Source organism: Kitasatospora sp. NPDC034023, from assembly GCF_055575795.1.
The window spans coordinates 46027-66851 of the sequence record NZ_JBVIRY010000022.1 but is presented as its reverse complement, the minus strand read 5'-3'; the positions used below and the strand labels follow the sequence as shown (position 1 = coordinate 66851).

Annotated in this window: 17 protein-coding genes; 6 read left to right on the top strand and 11 right to left on the bottom strand. The window is 73.6% G+C overall.

The genetic code is table 11. From position 1 onward, the window contains the following. Nucleotides 1-47: 47 nt before the first annotated feature. Nucleotides 48-2648, top strand: coding sequence for an ABC transporter permease (locus ACZ52R_RS26800; RefSeq protein WP_465754302.1), 2601 nt, complete (start codon nucleotides 48-50; stop codon nucleotides 2646-2648). A 149-nt stretch (nucleotides 2649-2797) separates the two neighbouring features. Here the strand turns inward: ACZ52R_RS26800 and ACZ52R_RS26795 are convergent, their stop codons facing one another. From ACZ52R_RS26795 to ACZ52R_RS26775, 5 genes are all read right to left on the bottom strand, one after another. Next, nucleotides 2798-3457, bottom strand: a complete 660-nt coding sequence (locus ACZ52R_RS26795) for a DUF4232 domain-containing protein (RefSeq protein ID WP_465619072.1) — start codon at nucleotides 3455-3457, stop codon at nucleotides 2798-2800. 157 nt (nucleotides 3458-3614) lie between these two features. Then, a complete protein-coding gene (efeU, locus tag ACZ52R_RS26790; RefSeq protein ID WP_465663241.1) occupies nucleotides 3615-4469 on the bottom strand; it encodes an iron uptake transporter permease EfeU in 855 nt (284 codons plus the stop codon). Between the two features lie 48 nt (nucleotides 4470-4517). Next, on the bottom strand, nucleotides 4518-5834 hold the full coding sequence (gene efeB / locus ACZ52R_RS26785) for an iron uptake transporter deferrochelatase/peroxidase subunit (RefSeq protein WP_465619068.1): 1317 nt from the start codon (nucleotides 5832-5834) through the stop codon (nucleotides 4518-4520). A 192-nt stretch (nucleotides 5835-6026) separates the two neighbouring features. Beyond that, nucleotides 6027-7175, bottom strand: a complete 1149-nt coding sequence (gene efeO, locus ACZ52R_RS26780) for an iron uptake system protein EfeO (protein ID WP_465754301.1) — start codon at nucleotides 7173-7175, stop codon at nucleotides 6027-6029. 129 nt (nucleotides 7176-7304) lie between these two features. After that, nucleotides 7305-8129 carry an ABC transporter ATP-binding protein gene (locus ACZ52R_RS26775; RefSeq protein ID WP_465754300.1) on the bottom strand — a complete coding sequence of 275 codons (825 nt, stop codon included), beginning with the start codon at nucleotides 8127-8129 and terminating at the stop codon, nucleotides 7305-7307. A 255-nt stretch (nucleotides 8130-8384) separates the two neighbouring features. Here ACZ52R_RS26775 and ACZ52R_RS26770 point away from each other — a divergent pair, with 255 nt between their 5' ends. After that, a complete protein-coding gene (locus tag ACZ52R_RS26770) occupies nucleotides 8385-10589 on the top strand; it encodes an AMP-binding protein (RefSeq protein WP_465754299.1) in 2205 nt (734 codons plus the stop codon). A 7-nt stretch (nucleotides 10590-10596) separates the two neighbouring features. On the opposite strand, the gene ACZ52R_RS26765 is transcribed toward ACZ52R_RS26770, so the two are convergent. Next, the gene (locus ACZ52R_RS26765) at nucleotides 10597-11925 is read right to left on the bottom strand and encodes a hypothetical protein (protein WP_465754298.1); all 1329 of its coding nucleotides are present in this window, start codon (nucleotides 11923-11925) and stop codon (nucleotides 10597-10599) included. 211 nt (nucleotides 11926-12136) lie between these two features. On the opposite strand from ACZ52R_RS26765, the gene ACZ52R_RS26760 reads away from it, so the two are divergent. Continuing rightward, nucleotides 12137-13729, top strand: coding sequence for a M4 family metallopeptidase (locus ACZ52R_RS26760; protein ID WP_465619058.1), 1593 nt, complete (start codon nucleotides 12137-12139; stop codon nucleotides 13727-13729). 10 nt (nucleotides 13730-13739) lie between these two features. On the opposite strand, the gene ACZ52R_RS26755 is transcribed toward ACZ52R_RS26760, so the two are convergent. The 5 genes from ACZ52R_RS26755 to ACZ52R_RS26735 all read right to left on the bottom strand — a co-directional run bounded on the left by ACZ52R_RS26755 (nucleotide 13740) and on the right by ACZ52R_RS26735 (nucleotide 18277). After that, complete coding sequence (locus ACZ52R_RS26755) at nucleotides 13740-14804, bottom strand: hypothetical protein (RefSeq protein WP_465663239.1); 1065 nt, start codon at nucleotides 14802-14804, stop codon at nucleotides 13740-13742. Between the two features lie 94 nt (nucleotides 14805-14898). After that, nucleotides 14899-15669 carry a rhomboid family intramembrane serine protease gene (locus ACZ52R_RS26750; RefSeq protein ID WP_465754297.1) on the bottom strand — a complete coding sequence of 257 codons (771 nt, stop codon included), beginning with the start codon at nucleotides 15667-15669 and terminating at the stop codon, nucleotides 14899-14901. Between the two features lie 153 nt (nucleotides 15670-15822). Then, nucleotides 15823-16059, bottom strand: coding sequence for a hypothetical protein (locus tag ACZ52R_RS26745; RefSeq protein ID WP_465754296.1), 237 nt, complete (start codon nucleotides 16057-16059; stop codon nucleotides 15823-15825). A gap of 220 nt (nucleotides 16060-16279) precedes the next feature. Then, a complete protein-coding gene (locus ACZ52R_RS26740) occupies nucleotides 16280-17197 on the bottom strand; it encodes a glycerophosphodiester phosphodiesterase (RefSeq protein WP_465754295.1) in 918 nt (305 codons plus the stop codon). Between the two features lie 87 nt (nucleotides 17198-17284). Then, nucleotides 17285-18277 (bottom strand): ArsR/SmtB family transcription factor, encoded by a 993-nt coding sequence (locus ACZ52R_RS26735; protein ID WP_465619046.1) that lies wholly within the window; start codon nucleotides 18275-18277, stop codon nucleotides 17285-17287. 74 nt (nucleotides 18278-18351) lie between these two features. On the opposite strand from ACZ52R_RS26735, the gene ACZ52R_RS26730 reads away from it, so the two are divergent. The 3 genes from ACZ52R_RS26730 to ACZ52R_RS26720 all read left to right on the top strand — a co-directional run bounded on the left by ACZ52R_RS26730 (nucleotide 18352) and on the right by ACZ52R_RS26720 (nucleotide 20712). Continuing rightward, entirely contained in the window at nucleotides 18352-19320 is a 969-nt protein-coding gene (locus ACZ52R_RS26730) for an aldo/keto reductase (RefSeq protein ID WP_465754294.1), read from the top strand. 118 nt (nucleotides 19321-19438) lie between these two features. Continuing rightward, entirely contained in the window at nucleotides 19439-20065 is a 627-nt protein-coding gene (locus ACZ52R_RS26725) for a histidine phosphatase family protein (RefSeq protein ID WP_465754293.1), read from the top strand. A gap of 65 nt (nucleotides 20066-20130) precedes the next feature. Further along, complete coding sequence (locus ACZ52R_RS26720) at nucleotides 20131-20712, top strand: TetR/AcrR family transcriptional regulator (RefSeq protein ID WP_465754292.1); 582 nt, start codon at nucleotides 20131-20133, stop codon at nucleotides 20710-20712. The last annotated feature ends 113 nt before the right edge of the window (nucleotides 20713-20825 follow it).

Below are 20825 nucleotides of genomic sequence, written 5' to 3'. Positions count from 1 at the left end.
CCCGAAGCCACCCGTCCCAACGAGCATCCCAGGACTGACAACCCCTCATGTTCCGCACCGCATTGCGCAATGTGCTGGCCCACAAGGGCCGACTGCTGATGACGACACTCGCCGTCATGCTCGGCACCGCCTTCGTGGCCGGCACGCTCGTCTTCACCGACACGCTCGGCAGCGCGCTCAGGTCCCAGAACTCCAAGAGCTACACCGACATCGCCGTCACGGTCAGCGACCGGGAGGCGGTCGGCCGCGGCTACGACCACGGCGGCAAGGCCGGCACCGGCCCCACCCTCACCGAGGACACCCGCAAGGCCGTCGCCGCGCTGCCCGGCGTGGCCGAGGCCCGCGGCGTGATCAGCGGCTTCGCCGGCATCGCCGACAAGAAGGGCGCGCTGATCGGCAACGGCTTCTCCACCACCGGCACCAACTACGTGCCGGGCGCCGACGGCACCGACCCGCGCTACCCGCTGGTCGAGGGACGCGGCCCGAAGAACGCCACCGAGATCGCGCTCGACGCCAAGACCGCCGAGAAGGGCTCCTACAAGGTCGGCGACACGGTGCGGGTGGCCGTCAACGGCCCGGTGATGGAACTCAAGCTCACCGGCACCCTGCGCACCAACGACCCGCGCGTGACGGCCGGCGGCTCGCTGGCCGCCTTCGACAGCGCCACCGCCCAGCAGCTCTACCTGACCCCGGGCCGCTTCGGCGAGCTGGACGTCAAGGCCAAGCCGGGCACCGACGACTCCGCGCTGCTCACCGCCGTCAAGCAGGCCGTCCCGCACGGCGACACCATCGAGGCCAGGACCGGCCGCGAACTGGCCGACGAGCAGGACCGGATGATCCAACAGGGCACCAAGGGCATGAGCACCGCCCTGCTGGTCTTCGCGGGCATCGCGCTCTTCGTCGGCATCTTCATCATCGCCAACACCTTCACCATGCTGGTCGCCCAGCGCACCAAGGAACTGGCCCTGCTCCGCGCCATCGGCGCCAGCCGCAAGCAGATCACCCGCTCCGTCAAGATCGAGGCGGGCCTGGTCGGCCTGACCGCCTCGGTGGCCGGTCTGGCCGTCGGCATCGGGATCGCCGCCGGACTCCGGGCGCTGCTGAACGGCCCGCTGGAGGCCAACCTGCCGGACGGTCCGCTGGTGATCGCCCCGGGCACGGTCATCGCCGCGATCGCGGTCGGTGTCCTGGTCACCCTGCTCGCCGCGTGGCTGCCGGCCCGCCGCGCCTCCCGGATCGCGCCGGTGGCGGCGATGAGCTCGGCCGAGCAGCCCGCCACCCAGAAGAGCCTGGTGGTCCGCAACACCATCGGCCTGGTCCTCGCCCTGGCCGGCGCGGCCGGCCTGGCGGCGGGTGCGGCGAGCAAGGAGGTCAAGCTGGTCGGCGCCGGCGCGGGCGCGCTGCTGATCGGCGTGTTCGTGCTGACCCCGCTGCTGTCCCGGCCGCTGATCGCACTGTTCGCCCCGCTGCTGCGCGGGCTGTACGGCACCCCGGGCCGGCTGGCCAAGGAGAACGCGATCCGCAACCCGCGCCGCACCGCCGCCACCGCCTCGGCGCTGACCATCGGCGTCACCCTGATCACCGCGCTGACCGTGGTCGGCGCCTCGGTGAACAAGGCCGTCGACAGGGCGACCGCGAGCGACCTCAAGGCCGACTTCACGGTCACCATGCAGAACTACTCGATGCTCTCCCCCGAGGTCGCCACCCAGATCGCCAAGGTGCCCGGCGTCAGCGCGATGAGCGTGGACCGCACCGTCCCGGTGACGATCGGCGCGACCGGAGCGGCCGGTACCGCCGTCCCCGGGACCGCGGACGGCGCCGACACCGAGTGGCTGACGAGCGTGGACGCCGCCGGCATCGACCAGCTGGCGACCGTCAAGGTCAAGGAGGGCGACGCGGACGCCCTCAAGCAGGGCAAGCTGCTGGTGAGCGCCGGCTCCTCCGGGAACAGCCGCTACAAGGTCGGCGACACCCTCGCCGTCACCTACCCGGACGGCACCAAGGCCTCGCTGACCGTCGGCGCCGTGCAGGAGCCCAACAGCGCCCTGGCCGGGATCGTCGCCCCCGACGCCGTGGTCGGGCCGCACGCCGCGCCCGGCACCGGTCCGAACAAGGTCCTGGTCAAGGGCACCGACGGCCCGACCGCGAAGCTGAAGCAGGCGCTGCGCGACGCCACCGGCGGCAACCCGCTGATCGCCGTCAAGGGCGAGAAGGACATCAAGGCGGAGAACCGCCAGATCGTCACCGACATCCTGAACATGATGTACGGGCTGCTCGGGATGTCCGTGGTCATCGCGGTGCTCGGTGTGGTCAACACCATGGCGATGTCCGTGTTCGAGCGCCGCCGGGAGATCGGCATGCTGCGGGCGATCGGCCTGGACCGGCTCGGCATCCGCCGGATGGTCCGGCTGGAGTCGCTGCTGATCGCCCTGTTCGGCGGACTGGTCGGCGTCGCCCTCGGCATCGTGGTCGCCTGGGCGGGCCTGCGCACCCTCGCGGACACCTTCAAGGGCCTGACCACCGAGGTCCCGCCGGTGCAGATCCTCTGCTTCCTGCTGGCGGCCGCCGTGGTCGGCCTGCTGGCCGCGCTCTGGCCGGCCCACAAGGCCGCGAAGCTGGACATCCTGGACGCCATCAAGAGCGAATAGCCCGGGCGGCGCACCGACAGGAGCCCCCCGGGGCGGTCCGAACGGACCGCCCCGGGGGGCTCCTTCGCGTCGTCACGTCATCACGTCATCACCTGGTCGCCTCATCGCGTCATCGCGTCGTCACGTGATCGCGTCGTCATGTGATCGCGTCACGGCCCGGCGAACACCACGCCCTGGTTGGAGGGTTGCAGCGAGCCGGTGGTGAGCCCGGCCGCGGAGACCAGCAGTTGGACGACCGGCTTGCCGTCCAGGCCGATCACCTCGGTGGTCAGCGGCTTGGTCTCGTCCGGCGGGGTGAGCTGCAGACCGGCGACCACGTGGCAGCTCGGGTCGGCCTTGTCGCAGGAGTTCCACTTGAGGCCCGCGAAGGCGCTCGTCTTCGGCTTCAGGGTGGCCGCGGTCGGCGGTCCGGGGTGCGCCTCCCGCTTGACCGCGATCGTGTCCGCGCTGTTGTCGGGCCGCAGTCCGCCGTATCCCGGGTAGCCGAACAGGGTGCAGCTCCGGCTGCCCTTGTTGGTGAGGATCAGCATCGCCGAACCGGCGTCCTGGAGCTGGACGGTGGCTTCGAGTTCGTCGGCCTTGCACCGCGCGCCGGCCGACTGGGTCACCATCGGCCCGGTCGGTGTCGCCCCGGGGACGGTCACCTTGCCGGCGCTCGTCGGCGCGGCGGGCGTCGTCGCGGTGACGGTCACCGTCGGCGCCGGCTGCGCCCCCGTCCCGGCGTCGTCGTTGCACGCGGTCAGCAGCACGGCGGCGGCGAGCGCCGTCACACCGGCGGCCGCGAGCCTGGCAGGCCTACGAACGGTCATGTTCCCCCCACGGGTACGCGATCGGCACTTCCACCCCCAGCACGCCGCCCACGACCGAACCGGTTCCGGCTGTGACGGACTCATGACGAAACCGCCCCGCCCGGCGGGTGCCGGGCGGGGCGGTGAGGTGTGGTGGGGTGGGGCGCGACCTGCCTGGTCAGGCGGCCGGCTTGGCGGCGGCGGGCTTGGCGGGCTCGCTCTTGCTGCCGCTGCCGCCGCCGAGGACGTTGAAGAAGACGGCCAGCGTCGGGATCAGGTAGAGGAGCCAGACGACCAGCTGCAGCACCGTCGGGTCGGGCTGGAAGTTGAACACGCCCTTCAGCAGGGTGCCGTACCAGCTGTCCTTGGGGATGGTGCTGGAGATGTCGAAGGCCGTGCTGTGCAGGCCGGGCAGCCAGCCGGCCTCCTGCAGGTCGTGCACGCCGTACGCGAGGACGCCGGCCGCGACCACGACCAGCATCGCGCCGGTCCAGGTGAAGAACCTGGCCAGGTTGATCTTCAGCGCGCCGCGGTAGAACAGCCAGCCGAGCACCACCGAGGTGAGCAGGCCGAGCGCGGCGCCGATCAGCGGGTTCCAGCCGTCGCCGGTGGCCTGCACGGCCGACCAGATGAACAGCGCGGTCTCCAGGCCCTCACGGCCGACGGCCAGGAAGGAGGTGACGACCAGGGCCGTGGTGCCCATCGCGATCGCCGCGTCCAGCTTGCCGTGCAGCTCGGTCTTCAGGTGTCGCGCGGTGCGCCGCATCCAGAACACCATCCAGGTCACCAGGCCGACCGAGATGATCGACAGCGAGCCGCCGAGCGCCTCCTGGGCCTCGAAGGTGAGCTGCGAGGAGCCGAACTGCAGCACCGCGCCGAAGGCCATCGAGAGCACCACGGCGGCGGAGACGCCGAGCCAGACCGGGGGCAGTTTGTCCCGGCGGTCGGTCTTGACCAGGTAGGCGATCAGGATGCAGACGACGAGGCTGGCTTCGAGGCCTTCGCGCAGGCCGATCAGGTAGTTGCCGAACACGCGGGCTCCTGGGGTGTCGAGGTGGTACTGGGGAACGCGGTCGGGGTGTCAGCCGAACAGGGCCTGGCCCCACCACTCCCCCGGCTTGCGCACGCCCGCCGGGCAGGCGAAGTGGGCGGAGCCGACGTGCTGGATGTACTCGTTGAGCTTGTCGCTCGCCGCCAGGCGGGTCTGCAGCGGCACGAAGGCCTTGCGGGTGTCGCGCTGGTAGGCGAGGAAGAACAGACCGGCGTCCAGACGGCCGAGGCCGTCGGTGCCGTCGGTGAAGGAGAAGCCGCGGCGCAGGATCATCAGGCCGTTGTTGGCGTCCGGGTGGGCGAGCGCGACGTGGGAGTCGGCGGGCATCGCCTTGAGGTCGGGTGCGTCGTGCTCCTTGGCCTTGCCGTACGGGGCGCCCTCACCCTTGGTGCGGCCGAAGACGTCCTCCTGCTCCTTGAGCGAGGTGCGGTCCCAGGTCTCGATGTGCATCCGGATCCGCCGGGCGACCAGGTAGGAGCCGCCGGTCATCCACTCGGGGCCGTCGCCGGGGGCGGCCCAGACGTGGTCGGCGAGCTTCGCGGTGTCGGTGCCCGCGATGTTGTGGGTGCCGTCCTTGAAGCCCATCAGGTTGCGCGGGGTCTGCGCGTCCGGGGTGGTGGAGGAGGTCTTGCCGAAGCCGAGCTGGGACCAGCGGATGTTGACGGTGCCCATGCCGATGCGGGCCAGGTTGCGGATCGCGTGCACGGCGACCTGCGGGTCGTCGGCGCAGGCCTGGACGCAGATGTCGCCGCCGCTGCGGGTGGGGTCGAGCTTGTCGCCCTTGAAGTTCGGCAGGTCGATCAGGCCCTCGGGGCGCTTGGCCTGCAGGCCGAAGCGGTCCACACCGTCCTTCTCGAACAGGCTCGGGCCGAAGCCGATGGTGAGGGTGAGCCGGGAGGCGGGCAGGCCGAGGGCCTCGCCGGTGTCGTCCGGGGGCGCCTCGGGCAGGCCGGTGGCGGCGCCGGTGCCGACCTCGCGGCCGCCGGTCATGGCGGCGGCGGCCTTGGTCCACTCCTTGAGCAGCTTGACCAGGGACTCCCGGGTGGCCTTCTCGGAGATGTCGAAGGCGGCGAAGTGCAGCCGGTCCTGGACCGGGGTGGCGATGCCGGACTGGTGCTCGCCGTAGAACGGCACCTCGGCGCCGGCCGGGGCGGCGGCCACCGGGGCGGGGTCGTCCTGACGGGTGGCCGCGGCGACCGAGCCGACGGCGGCGGCACCGAGCGCGACGCCCGCGCCGGCCCAGCCGATGACGGCGCGCCGGCTGACCGCGCCCTTGGTCGCGGTGGCGTCGGTGGTGGCGTCGGTGGTGGCCGGCGTCCCGTTCTGCTGCTCGTTCTCGGCGTCCATCGGCGGGCGGGCCCTTCTCGGTACTGATCTGCTCGGCGTGCTGTGCGGTGCTGAACTGCTGTGGGGTGCTGAACTGCTGTGCGTTGAACTGCTGTGCGTTGAACTGCTGTGCGCGGACTCACGGATGCCGCGGCGGCCGGTCGGGCCGCCGCGGCGTCGGTGGGGTGGGTGCTTCCGGTGGCGGGTCGCCGGTTACTTGACGACCACGGCGGCGGCCAGCTTCGACAGCGGCTCGCCCAGCGAGTTGACCGCGTCGGAGAAGGTCTTGCGCTCGGCCTCGGTGACCTTGTCGTAGGAGGTGAAGGTGCCGTCGGCCTGCTTGTACTTGGCGAGCAGGGCGTTGATGGCGGCGAACTCGGAGTCCAGGGTCTTGGCCAGCTCCGGGTCCTTCTCGGAGGCGACCGGCTTCAGCAGCTCGTAGGCCTTCTGCGCGCCCTCGACGTTGGCCTGGAAGTCGGCCAGGTCGGTGTGGCTGTAGCGGTCCTCCTCGCCGGTGATCTTGTTGGTGGCGACCTCGTCCAGCAGTTCCTTGGCGCCGTTGGCCATGCTGGTCGCGGTGATCTCGGCCGCGGGGATCTTCTTCTGCCAGTCCTTGAGGTCGTTGACGAGCTGGTCGGCGAGCTTCTTCTCGTCGTCGCCGATCTTGGCGTCGGCCCAGAGCGACTTCTCCAGCTTGTGCCAGCCGGTCCACTGCTGGCCGACCTCGACCTTGTCCTCGCGGGTGTCGGTCTTGGGGTCGACGTCGCCGAAGCTCTCGGCGACCGGCTCGGTGCGCTCCCAGCCGGTGCGCGAGGCCGCGTACAGCGACTTGGCCTTCTCCGGGTCGCCGGCCTTGATGGCGGCGGCGAAGGCCTCGACGGCCGGGATGGTGGCGTCGGCCTGCTCCTGGGCGTACGTGCGGTAGGCGTCGACGGCGGCGGCCAGGCGCGGGTCGGCGGGCGCGGCGCTGCCGCTGTCACCGGTCACGGTGATCTTCTGGCGGATGCCGTCGCCGACCATTCCGGGCTTGCAGGCGACCTCGTACGAGCCGGCCTTGATCTCGGCGTTGATGCTGGCCTTGGTGCCCGGGCCGATGTTCTCGCGCTCGGTGATGATCTTGTCGCCGTCGCCGTAGACGTAGACCTCGGTGGTCTTGGAACCCTTGTTGCTGATGTCCAGGACGACGTGGCCGGCCGGGAAGGTGGTCTTGGAGACCTCGCAGGCGCTGTCGCTCGCGTTCACCTTGACCGCGTCGGAGGAGCCCGCCTTGTCGTCGCTCTTGGACGAACAGCCGGCCAGGGTTGCGGTCGCCACGGCGAGGGAGAGCAACGCTGCTGCGGTGGAACGGCGACGGGCGGACATGCGGGCTCCAACGGAAAAGGGCATGGGAGTGCCAAGGCAGTGCGGTGGTCGGCGGGGCGGGCCCCGTCGTTAGCTAAGGCATACCTTACGTAAGGATGTCCGAACGTCTACACCCACCCCCCTGAACCGTTACCTTCCCGGTGTGCGGCGCGCGGCGGCCCGGGCGGTCCAGCGGCCCTCCTGGCGGCTGATCCGGATCGGGTGGCCGAAGGTCGCGCTGATCAGCTCGGTCGTCATCACCTCGTCCACCGGCCCGGCGGCCACGCACTCGCCCCCGCGCAGCAGCAGGGCGTGGGTGGTGCTCTCCGGCAGCTCCTCCAGGTGGTGGGTGACCAGCACGCTGGCCAGGTCCGGGTGCTGGTGGCGCAGCAGGTCCAGGCTGTCGAGCAGCAGTTCGCGGGCGGTGAGGTCCAGCCCGGTGGCGGGTTCGTCGAGCAGCAGCAGGCGGGGGCTGGGCATCAGGGCGCGGGCGATCAGGGCCCGGCCGCGCTCGCCCTGGGAGAGGGTGGTCCACGGGGCCTCGGCCATCGCGCGCATGCCGAGCGTCTCGATCAGCCGCTCGGCCCGCTCGAGCACCTCCGGAGCCGGCTTGCGGTGCGGCTCGGGCTCGATGGTGTTGGTGTGCCCGGTCAGGACCACCTCGCGGACGGTCAGCGGCGAGCGCAGCGGGTGGCGCGGGTTGACGTGCCCGAGGTGGGCGCGCAGCTCGCGGATGTCGACCCGGCCGAGCCGGCGGCCGAGCACGTCGACCTCGCCGCGGGTGGGGTGGGAGACCGCGCCGAGCAGGGCGAGCAGGGTGGACTTGCCCGCCCCGTTGGGGCCGAGCAGCGCCCAGTGCTCGCCGGGGCGGATCTCCAGGCTGATCCCGCGCAGCAGGTGGCGGCCGTCGCGCACGACGTCCACGTCCCGGGTGCGCAGCAGCGGGCCGTCGAACGAGGGGGTGGGGGAACTCACGGTGGGGGGACTCCGATCGCGGCGCCGGGCAGGGTGCGGGCGGGGCGCCGCACCGGACGGTCCGGCGCCGTCCGTCCGCGTGCAGAGTACAACTGTCGGCCGGGGCGGGGTCGGTCCGTCCGACGGGTGGACGTGCCAGAACTCTGTTGCCTGAAGGGAGTTGGGAGGAGGATCGTGCCTTCGAGGGGACGTCTCGAAGGCACGCGGGGACCAGGGACGCGGGGACGCGGGACGCGGGGACGAGGGGGACGCGGGATGGGCGTGGATACCGGGCGGGCCGACACCCTGCACGGGCTGGTCGAGGAGCAGGCCCGCCGGGCGCCGGCCGCGGTGGCCGTGCGCTGCGGCGAGCGCGAACTGACGTACGGGCAGCTCGACGAGCGGGCGGACCGGCTGGCCGCCCTGCTGGCCGAGCGCGGACTGGCCCCGGGCGGCCGGGCGGCGGTCGCGCTGGGCCGGGGCACCGAGGTGTACGTGGCGCTGCTGGCCGTGCTGAAGGCCGGCGCCGCGTACGTGCCGCTGGAGCCGAGCGCGCCCGACGCACTGCTGCGGCACGTCCTCACCGACGCCGCGCCGGACCTGGTGGTGACGGAGGAGGCGCACCGGGTCCGGCTGGCGGACGCGGGCGGCGCGCAACTGGTCTGCGTGGACTCGGCGGCGCGCCCGAAGGCGCCGTTCGCGCCGCCCCTGGTCGCGCCGGAGGACCTCGCCTGCGTCTTCTACACCTCCGGCTCCACCGGCCTGCCCCTGGGGACGCCGGTCGAGCACCGCAACCTGCTGGCCGCCCACGAGGGTTGGCGCACGGTGTACGGGCTGACCGCCGAGGACCGGATCCTGCAGACGGCGAGCCTGGAGTTCGACGTCTTCACCGCCGACTGGGTCCGCGCGCTCTGCACCGGCGCCACCCTGGTCGTCGCCCCGTACAACCTCACCCTGGACCGCACCGCCGACCTCGTCCTGCTGCCCGAGCTGGTGGCCGCCGAGCGGATCACCGTACTGGAGCTGAACGTCCGCACCGCGCGCCGGCTGGCCGCCCTGCTGACGCAGCGCGGCGGCGCCCGGACCGGCGGCACCGGGACCGGCGGCACCCCGGCCGAGGGCGCGCTGCCCGGGGTTCGGCTGCTCACCGTGGGCGCCGAGAAGTGGTACCTGGACGAGCAGTTGGGCCTGCAGCGCCTGCTCGGCCAGGGGACCAGGGTGCTGAACGTCTACGGGCTGGCCGAGGCCACCGTGGACAGCACGTACTTCGACGCGCAGGGCACGGCCGCCGCCGACGGCGCCGAGCGGGTCTCGCTGGTCGGCCGCCCCTTCCCCGGCACCCGGGTGTACGTGCTGGGCCCGGACGGCACCCCGGTGCCGCAGGGGCGGCTCGGCGAGATCGCCGTCGCCGGCAGCGGCCTGACCCGCGGCTACCTCAACCGCCCTGTGGACACCGTCCGCCGCTTCGTGCGGGCGGACTTCGACCCGGACGGGCGGGTGCTGCTGACCGGCGACCTCGGGGTGCTGCGGGCGGACGGCGTGCTGGAGTTCACCGCCCGGGCCGCGACCGTGGTCGGGCCGCTCGGCGCGCAGCGGGCGACCACGGTGCTGGAGCGGGTCCGGGCGGCGGCCCGGGCCGAGGCGGCGCTGCGCGGGCACCCGGCGGTCCGGGAGGCGACCGTCGTCGAGGTGGAGCCCGCGCCGGGGCAGCGGCTGCTGGTCGGCTACGCGGTGACCGCGCCGGGAGTGGACGGCGGGGACGGCTGGTCGCTCTCGCAGTACCTGCGCAGGGAACTCGACGGCCGGTCGGCGCCCGCCGCCGTCGTCCCGCTGTCCGAGCTGCCGCGCACCCGGGCGGGCAAGTTGGACCGCGCCGCCCTGCCGCTGCCGGCCGTGCCGGCGTACACCGCCGCCCGCTCGGGCCCGGCCGGGTCCCGCTGGACCGGGTCCCACACGGCGGGGGCCCACCCGGCCGGGTCGCGGAAGGCCGGGTCCCGCCCGTCCGGCTCCCGGAAGGGCGGCGGCAAGGCCGGGGGCGGGGGCGGCTCGGGGAGCGACTCGGGCTGCTCCGCCGTGGCGCTGACGGTGTTCGGGGCGCTCTTCGCCTGGGTCACCACCAACATCTTCTACCCGGGCTCCACGGACCTCTCGGCGGTGCCCTCCGACTACCACCTCGGGTTCGAGCTGCTCTACCTGTGCGAGAACCTGTCCTTCGGCGCCGGGATGGCCTTCCTGTTCCTCGGCCTCCCGGCGGTGCTGCGACAGGGCCGCTCGGTGCGGCTGTCCGTGCTCACCCACCTGTCGGTGTTCTGGCTGCTCGCCTCCTGGTGGCCGCAGGACAACCTCTACCGGCTAACCGCCGCCACGGACTGGCCGCGCGAGACCACGATGATCTTCGTCTTCAACGTCCCGCTGATGCTGGCGGCGGCCGTCGTGGTGACCTTCCTACTGACCAAACCACGTACTGCCGCGAGGAGCTGACGAAGCATCAGAGAAGCGCCTCGAACATCCCGGCCAGCCCGTCGTTCGCGGCGGCGACCAGTGCCTCGGCCGCGTCCAGCGCCTCGGCGTCCCGCCCGGCGAGGGCGAGGCCGACGACGGGCTCCGGCTCGTGGCAGGCCGTCGGGATCAGCGGTAGCAGCGTCACGCCGAGCCGGGCGCAGCGGGGCCGCAGCCGCTCCAGGTGGTCGTGCAGCGCCGCCGGGGCCAGCCGGGCGCCGAGCGGCATCCCGTCGAGGGTGCGGACCAGGTGGCCCGGGCCGCGCACCCCGTCGAGGCGGGCGCGCAGCACGAAGGCGGCGGCCGGGCCGGTGAGCCGCAGGTTGATCTCGGTGGGGGCGAGCCGGCGCTGCCGGTCGGTGACGAAGTCGACGTCGTACCAGCCTCGGTAGCCCTCGGCGGCCAGCCGCTCCCCCACCGCCAGGGCGAACCGGCGGGCCGTCCCGGCGGCGTCGCGCGGCACCGTGCCGGGGCCGACGGTCACGCCCTGATACTGGGTGCCGGCCACGTCCATGACGCCCGTGCCGACCGGGTGGACGGTGCCGTCCGGGCCGACCAGCGCGTCGTAGGTGAGGTCGCGCAGCCGGGCGGCCGGGCCCGGATCCACGTACTCCTCCAGCAGCAACTCGCCCTCGGGCGGCAGGATCTCGGCCCGGACCAGCCGCCGCAGCAGCGCCCCGCCGCCGCCGGCGGCGAACAGGTCGGCGGGCTCGACCACGACGGTGCCGTAGCCGCCGACGCCGTACGGGCTCTTCAGGACGGTGGTCAGACCCCGGACGGCGCGGACGGTCAGCCGGCGGGCGGCCCGGCGCCGGCCCGCCGGGCGTTCCTGGTCCGGCAGGCGGATCCCGGGGTGCCCGGGGGCGAGGGCGGCGAAAAGGTCGTGCGCGGCGGCCTTGGACTCGTAGCGTCGGACGGCGGCCAGCTCGGGCCCCTCGCCCTGCGCGGCGGTCCGGCCCCAACGCACCACCGGGCGGCCGGAGTCGGCGATCCGCGCGGCCAGGGCGGGGCGGGCGGCGAGCGCCTCGGCGACCGTGCGGTCCGGCGCGACGCCGCTGTGCACCTCGACCGGGCCCCAGGCCAACTCCCGGGCCAGCCAGTCGGTCCACTCCGGGGCGACCTCGGCGGGCAGTACCAGCAGCGCCGGTTCGGGGCTGTAGCAGACGGCCAGGCAGGCGTAGTGGTGCGCCTGCCGCAGCCGGCGCAGGCGCTGCGCCGCGTCCATGCCGGGGGCGAAGAACTGCGCGTTGAAGTCCGCGACGTCGCCCACGTGGACCGCCGCCCGCCCACCGGTCCAGGCCCCCACCCATCCGTCCATGGACGCAGAGCCTAGGGCTTTCACGGGCCGCACCACAGGTAGTCGATCGTCACGACCGCACCATGGAGGACTTGTTAATTCCTGATCACTTTTGACTGTCCAAGGACACAACTTGGCAAAGTTATGACCTTTCCCCTAGCTGGACCTGACTGATCGCCGTCAATCTCTGACCCAGCTCCTTTCCCTGCAGCTAACCCCCACTGGAGTCAGAGTGACCCCCACGTCCTCCTTCCGCCGTGCCCGCGTGGCCGGAGCCGTCGCGATCGTCGCCGCCCTCGCCGGCGCGACCATCCCCGCCGCCACGGCCTCCGCCGCGCCCAACCCGCGCGAGGCCGCGATATCCCAGGCCCGCGTCAACGTGGCCCACAACGCCTCGGTGTTCGGCTTCGGCGCCGACCAGGACCTCGTGCTCAAGGACGTCGTGCTCGACGCCGACGGCACCTCGCACGTCCGCTTCGACCGCACCTACCAGGGCCTGCCCGTGGTCGGCGGCGACCTGGTCGTCCACCAGGACGCCAAGGGCAAGCTCAAGGACACCTCCCGCGCGGCCGCCCACGACGCCGCCGTGAAGTCGACCGTCCCCAAGGTGCCCGCCCAGTCCGGCGCCGCCGACGCGCTCTCCGCCGCCCCCGGCGTCCAGGACGCCGTCAGCACCCCCGAACTGGTCGTCTGGGCCGCCGACGGCACGCCCCGCCTCGCCTGGCGCACCACCGTCGAGGGCACCGGCGAGCACGGCCAGCCGGCCGGCCGGGTCGTCGTCACCGACGCCACCACCGGCGAGCAGATCGAGGCCTACGACGCCGAGCACCAGGCGTCCGGCACCGGCAACTCCGAGTACACCGGCACGGTCACCATCGACACCACCCCGGTCAGCGGGGGCTACACCCTGACCGACCCGGTCCGCGGCACCGTCACCAAGGACGCCCACAACCTCGCCGCGAGCTCGATCAAGGCCTCCTCGGGCACCGCGTTCACCAGCGCCACCAACATCTGGGGCGACGGGAAGAAGTTCTCCACCGACCGCTCCACCGCGGCCGTCGACGCCCACGCCAACACCGCCTGGACGTACGACTACTACAAGAACACCTTCGGCCGGAACGGCATCAAGAACGACGGCAAGGGCGCCACCGTCTTCGTCCACGTCGGCACCAACTGGGACAACGCCCAGTGGTCCGACACCTGCTTCTGCATGATGACCGGCGACGGCGACGGCAGCCACGACCCCGAGCAGGTCGACCTCGACACCATGGGCCACGAGATGACCCACGGCGTCACCAGCGCCACCGCCAACCTGCGCTACAGCGGCGAGTCCGGCGGCCTCAACGAGTCCACCAGCGACATCTTCGGCACGATGGTGGAGTGGTACGCCAACAACAAGGTCGACACCCCCGACTACCTGTTCAGCGACCAGTCCACCCCGCCGTGGCTGCGCCGCTTCGACAAGCCCTCGCTGGACGGCCGCTCGGCCGACTGCTGGAGCAGCTCGGTCGGCAAGCTCGACGTGCACAACTCCTCGGGCGTCGGCAACCACTGGTTCTACCTGGCCAGCGAGGGCAGCGGCAGCAAGACCATCAACGGCTACACCTACAACAGCCCCACCTGCAACGGCTCCACGGTGACCGGCATCGGCAACCAGAAGGTCGCCAAGATCTGGTACCGCGCACTGACCGTCTACATGACCTCCACCACCAACTACAAGGGCGCCCGCGCCGCCTCGCTCAGCGCGGCCAAGGACCTCTACGGCGCGACCAGCACCGAGTACAAGGCCGTCGCGGCGGCGTGGAGCGGCGTCAACGTCAACTAGCTTGTCAGGCCTAGTGGTTGAACCCCACGTGGCAGTGGTCGTGGTGGGTGTCGTCGGTGAAGAACCGATTGCCGGCACCCGGGATCGCCACCGGGCCGCCCACGTTGTACGAACCGGCGGCGGCCGCGTCCCGCATGAAGGACTCGATCAGCTGCCGGGGCGTGGCCGGGTCCACCACGGCCATGCCGTCGATCCGCCAGACGTCGAAGGCCCGGCCCAGCGGATGGTCGCTGGGCCGGGTCGTCCCGAAGACGTCCGACGGATGGCCGGTCCGCACCACGCTCACCGACAGCGTGTACGGGCCGGCCATCCGCAGCATCGCCTCCGGCACGCTGTCGTGGACGGTGCCGCTGCGCAGGTCCGCCGCCGCCTCCGGCGGCAGCTCGATCCTCGGCTCGGCCAGCACCCGGGCCACCGCCGACGGCGGTGCGTCGGCCGCCGGGCCCGCCACCCCCGGATGCAGCTCGGTCACCGTCCAGCGCGGCGCGGCCCGGCTCAGCCGCACGTCCACCGTCGTGCCGCCCCCGACCACCGAACCGTCCGGGCCCCGGGTCCACTGACGGCACACCACCAGCACACTCGCCGAATCGGCGAGGATCCCGCCGTACTGGGCGACAATCACCTCCAGGCTCGCCTCCGACGCCGCCGGCGCCAGCGGCCCCGCCTGGTCTGCCAGCGCGGGCGGCAAACCCAGCGCCGCCACCCTGGCCCGGGCCGCCTCCACCCCCTGCCCGCCGGGCGGCCAGGCACCGAGCGCCGCCACCAGCTCGACGGCCCGGCGCTTCACGTCGGGCTGGATCTCGGACGGGCCGGGCTGCCAGAGCGGCGGCTGGGGCAGCTGCGTGGGCGTCGGGGTGGGCGTGAGCGTCGGTGTGGGCGTGGGCATCGGGGTGGGCGTGGGTGTCACGGTCGGTGTTCCCGGCGTCATCGTGCTCGAACTCGGCCCCGCCGACTGCGGCTTGCCCTCGCTCGTACACCCCGCCACACCCAGCACCGCCGCCGCCGCGCCCGCCCGCAGCACTCCGCGCCGGCCCGTGCCCCGGCCGGCGTCTCCGCCCGTCATACGGTCAGTCATGCCGTCAGTATGCGACCCGGGGCGCCGCGACCGGCGGAGGCGTCAGCCCAGCCGGCCCCGGCCCCGGCCTCGGCCTCGGCCTCGGGAACGGCTGTCACACGGCGGCGGGCTGCGGGAGTCGGGTCCTCGCGCCGACAGCGAGGACCAGGCCGAGCAGACAGCCCGCCACCAGGCCGGCGCCGTGGTTGTTCCGCATCGCGCACAGGAACAGTCCCGCCACGGGGATGAGCAGCACCGGCCAGTTGGCCTTGAGCCCGGGGCCCCGGAGGTCCCCGCGCAGCAGGCAGGTGACGGCGAGGGCCCCCAGCAGGCCGCAGACGGCCACCGAGTCGCCGCCGCCGCGCGGCGACCAGCCGGACAGGCTCACCACGTGGGCGAGGACGCCGCTGACGAGGAAGACCGCCGCCGTCCGCCACCAGCCGAGCACCGACTCGGCGACGGCGCCGATCACGAGCAGGGCCGGCAGGTTGATCGCGATCTGCATCAGGCCGGAGGACTGCACCAGCAGCGCGGTGCCGGCCCGCCACCACTGCCCGTCGGACAGCGCATCCGGCTGCCGCATCAGATCGTCGATCACGGACGGCACCGCGTACTGGACCACAGCCATCACCGCCATGACGGCGAACAGCGCGGCGGTGACCCAGGGACGACGTGCGAGGGCGGCGCGGACGACGGCGAGCACGTCGCCCGGGCCGCCGGCCTGCGCCGTGGTCGCGTCGGTGGACGCACCCGTGGATGCGCCCGTGGGCGCACCCGTGGATGCGCCCGTCAAGCCCGCTGGGGATCCCGCCAGCACCAACGTCCGCAGCCCCGCGCCGATCACCACGGCAGCGCTCGCGTACAACCCGATCTCGTGCGGCGTCATCGCCGAACCCCCGTTGTCGAACAAGACCCGGGCGGTTCTGCCCGGTCACCCGGCCATCATCTCGACCGGGCCGGGTCCGGCGCCAGCTCAGACGATCATGGATCGGGCATGACAGCTGTCACAGCCGGAACCGGCAGCCGTCCGCGACCTGACCTACGGACGCGCCGGGGGCCGCAGGGCGTAGCCGTCCGCGGTCCGCTCGATCCAGGACGGCTCGCCGAGCTTCGCCCTCAGGACGGCCATCGGGTACCTCAGCTCCTGGGGGTGGAACGGTGCGTTGTAGACCTCCCACATGATCACGCGCGACTCGTGCACGCCCTCGCCCAGCGCGATCAGGCCGCGCAGCAGCTTGGTGTCGGCACGGGTGAGCTGCGCCGCGCGGCCGTCCACGGTGGCGATCCGGGTGTCCAGGTCGAGGACGAGGCGGCCGTCGAAGGCGGTCAGCGAGCCCTGCGGTTGCGGCGCCGGATTCTGCCGGTCGCGGAGCAGGTCCTACAGGCTCCCGCCGTCGGCCGGGGCGCTGCCCTCCGGGCGGGCGCTGCTGTCCGGGCGGGCACTGCTGTCCGGGCGGGCACTGCCCTCCGCGTTCTCGCCGTCCACGCCCGGCAGCCTAACCGGCGGCGCCCGAGGCCGACCAGGCCGCGTTCCAACCGGCCAGTTCGGCCGGGCGGTTGGTGATGATGCCGTCCACCCCGGCGTCCGCGAGGGCCTTCCAGCGGGCGGGCCGGTCGACCGTCCAGACGTTGACGGCGACCCCGGCGGCGTGCAGGTCCGTGACCACGCCGGGGCGGGCGGAGAGCGCGTCGTCCGAGGGGTTGTAGGCGGCCAGGCGGAGGTCGTGCGCGGTGGCGACCGGGTCGGCGTCCAGGGTGGCGCGGAGCAGGCCGAGCGGCAGTTCGGGGGCCAGCTCGCGGGTGTAGCGGAGGGCGTCCACCTCGAAGCTCTGGACGAGGACGCGGTCGGTCATGCCGTGGTCGCGCACCTCCTGCACGATCCGGGCGACTTCGTCGCGGGTGTGCGGCCCCTTGATCTCCAGCAGCAGCCGGCCACCCCGGGTGTGCAGGTCCTCCAGCTGGGCGGCGAGGGTCGGCAGGCGGGTGCCCGCGTACGCCGGGGCGAACCAGGAGCCGGCGTCCAGCGTGTCGAGCTGGGCGGCGGTCAGGTCGCGGACGCGGCCGGTGCCGTCGGTGGTGCGGTCCACGGTGTCGTCGTGCAGCACGTACGGGACGCCGTCCTTGCTGGGCTGGACGTCGTCCTCGATCCACTCGGCGCCGGCCCGGCGGGCGACCTCGTCGGACACCAGGGTGTTCTCGGGCGCGGCGGAGGAGGCGCCGCGGTGGGCGTACACGGTCGGCGTCGCACCGGCCGGGCGCAGCCGGGCGTCGGACGCCGGGGCGGCCGACCGCGGTGCGGACTGCGGGGCAGGTGCCCCGGTGAGCGCGACGGCGCCGCAGGCGGCCCCGAGCAGCGTGGTGACGAGGACGGTCCGACGGCGGTGGCGGTGCCGGGGGTGCCGAATGGGTGTCATGCTCCCGCACGCTACGGGCGTCCGGCGGATCCGGCCCGACGACACCGGAATCCGGGGTGACATTACGGTAGGCGGAGGAACGGATGATCACCCCTGCGCCAGTGGCGCGAGCAGCGCCTCCGCCGAGGCCGTCCGCGCGTACAGCACCGACCGTCCGGCCCGGTGGGCGCTGACCAGGCGGGCGTCCCGCAGGGCCGTCAGGTACTGGGACACGGCCGACGGCGACAGCCCGGTGCGCCGGGCGAGTTCGGTCGTGGACGCCGGGGCCGCCAGCTCCGTCAGCAGCCGGGTGCGGGAGCGGCCCAGGACGGCGGCCAGCGCCTCGGTGCCGGCCGCCGGGGCGGACGCCCACAGGGCGCCGATCCCGCGCGCCGGGTAGGCGAGTTGCAGCGGGTCCGGCGGGGCGAGCCGGGTGTAGAGCGCCGGGCCGGTGAACGCGGACGGGACCAGCAGCAGCCCGGCCCCGGCCGTCCGGCCCGACAGTGGGCGGGAGCGGTGGCGCAGCCGCAGGGTGTCCTCCGTCCAGCGGAGTTCGGTGTGCAGGTCGTTCAGGACCCGGGCCGCGCCGTGCTCGGCGGCCTGCCGGGCCCGGTGCAGCACGTCGGCGTCCAGGACGGCCCGGATCCGCGCCCAGTACGGGGCGAGCGCGAGCTCCCAGTACGCCTCGACCGCCTCGGTGAGCCGGCCCAGCCCGCCCGCCGGGTCGCCGTACAGGGCGCGCAGCCGGGGGCCGAGCCGGCCCCGGCCGTCCCGCAGCCGGTCGAGGTCGCGGCGCAGCCGCTCGGCCGGGGTGGCCCGGATCGCGGCCAGTTCCTCCGCCAGGGTGGGGGCGGGCCCGGCGGGGGCCGGGTTGATGAAGTCCGGCACGTACCCGGCGGGCGGGACGAGTTCGGCGAGCAGCGCGTACGCCGGGCCGAGCGCCGCCAGCCGGGGGCGCACCTGCTCCACCCAGGGCCGGTGGACCGGGTGGGCGAGCCCCGAGCGCAGCAGCCGCAGGCTCGGGCCGACCTCCCACATCGGGGAGACCGCGAAGCGCATCCGTGCCAGGTCGCCCGCCGTGAACAGCAGCTCGGCCGCCAAGCGCCCACCCCCGTGGATTCAGACATGTTCGAATCTTTGGCGGTCAGGCTAGTGCATTGGCGATCATGACAGGCATGACCTCGGAGACCACCGTGAACACCACCGTGAACACCGCCCTGAGCACCGCCCTGAACACCCCCGTGTCCGCCGCCGCCTCCGGCACCTGGACCCTCGGCGACCGCGCCGTCCACCGCATCGGCTTCGGCACGATGCGCCTGCCGCAGACCGGCCCCGCACTGGTGCCGCACGCCGTGCCGCGCGACCGCGAGCAGGCCCTGCGGGTGCTGCGCCGCGCGGTCGAACTCGGCGTCAACCACATCGACACCGCCGCCTTCTACTTCTCCTCGCTGCGCTCCGCCAACGAGCTGATCAACCGGGCGCTCGCGCCGTACGGCGACGACCTGGTGATCGCCAGCAAGGTCGGCCCGGCCCGCGGCCTCGACGGCCAGTGGGCGGAGCACGCCCGCACCCCCGAGCGGCTGCGCGCCCAGGTCGAACAGAACCTGCGCGAACTCGGCCGCGACCACCTCGACCTGGTCAACCTGCGGATCCTCGGCACCGACTCCGTCGCCGAACGCTTCGGCGCGCTGGCCGAGTTGCGCCAGGCCGGGCTGATCCGCCACCTCGGCCTGTCCAACGTCCACCCGCACCAGCTCGCCGAGGCGCAGACCATCGCGCCCGTGTCCTGCGTGCAGAACCCGTACGGCATCGGCGCCTCGCCCGCGCAGGACGAACTGCTGCGGCTCTGCGGCGAGCAGGGCATCGCCTTCGTCCCCTTCTACGCCATCGCCGGCGCGGGCCGGGAGGGCGGCGCGGGGCCGGCCGAGCCCGCCCAGGTACGGGCGGTGGCCGAGGCGCGCGGGGTGAGCACGGCGCAGGTGCGCCTGGCCTGGACGCTGCACCGCGGCCCGCACGTCCTGGCCATCCCGGGCACCGGCGACGAGGCGCACCTGGAGGACAACATCGCCGCCGGGGCGCTGCGACTGTCGGCGGAGGATCTCGCCCTGCTGGACGAGGCCCACACGGACGCCCACACCGGCTGAGCCGGAACCGGGCGGGGCCCGGTTCGCGTCGCTCCGGGACGACCCGACGTTGATCCCTGTCGACTTGACGCTCAGCCCTGTCGACCGAACGTCGATCCCTGTTGAGGAGTCCCGGAGCATGACCGACGCCACCGCCACCCGCTACCTCTACCTGGCCCGTCACGGCGAGGCCACGCCCGACGAGAGCGGGCTCACCGATGCCGGGCGCCGGCAGGCCGTCCTGCTGGGCCGGCGGCTGGCGGGCCGGCCGATCTCGGCGGTGCACCACGGCCCGCTGCCCCGGGCCGCGCAGACCGCGCGGCTGGTCGCGGAGCAGCTGGACGGCGTGACGCCGGTGGTGTGCGAGGAGGCCGGCGACTTCGTCCCGTACGTTCCGGAGCGGGCGGAACTGCCCGAGGACAGCGCCGATTTCCTGCTGGAGTTCCTCTCGCACGCCACCCCTGAGGAGTGCGAGCGCGGTGCGGCGCTGGCGCCACGGGCGGTCGAGCGGTTCACCGGGCCGGCGGCGGGCGGCGAGGAGCGGCACGAGCTGGTCGTCACCCACGCCTTCCTGGTCGGCTGGCTGGTCCGGCACGCCCTGGACGCCCCGGCCTGGCGCTGGCTCGGCCTCAACGCCGCCAACGCGGCGCTGACCGTACTGCGGTTCACCCCCGGCCGCCCGTCCGCCGTCCTGCTGCTGAACGACCAGGGCCACCTGCCCGAGGAGCTGCGCTGGACCGGCTTCCCGCCCGCACTGCGCTGCTGACAGCGCCCCTGAGGTCTCGTCAACCCGCCGTCGACAGAATATGCAGACCGGTCTACTATCTCCGCATGGGAGTCAAGGGCGAGGAGACCCGGGCCCGGCTGATCGCCGGCACCAGGGACCTGATCGAGGCACAGGGCTACTTCGGCACCGGCCTCAACCGGATCGTGGCCGCCACCGGCGCGCCGCGCGGCTCCCTCTACTTCCACTTCCCCGGCGGCAAGGACCAGTTGGTGGCGGCCGCGCTCACCGAGGCCGGCCAGGAGGTCGAGGCGCTGCTCACCGCACTCGCCGCCGAGGGCGCCGACACCGCCGCCCTCGCCGAACGGCTCGTCGAGGCCTTCGCCGAACGCCTCGCACAGTCCGACTACACCAGCGGCTGCCCGATCGCGACCGTCGCCCTGGAGACGGCGGGCACCAACGAGCCGCTGCGGACCGTCTGCGCCGAGGTGTACGCGCGGTGGCAGCAGGTCCTGACCGGCCGGCTGGAGGCCGAAGGCTACGGCCCGACCGAGGCCGAGACCGCCGCCGGCCAGACGCTCGCCCTCCTGGAGGGAGCGGTCCTGCTCGCCTCCGTCCGGCGCAGCCGCGAACCGCTGGACCACGCCCGGCACGCCGTCCGGCAGCTGCTCGGCAACCGCGACACGTAGGCGAGGGCACGCCGCCGTTCGTGCGGCGCCTCCGCACGCCGTCGCATCCTCGCGCGTCCTCGCACGCCCAAAAAATATGCAGACCGGTCTACTGAATACCTGAACCCTGGAGC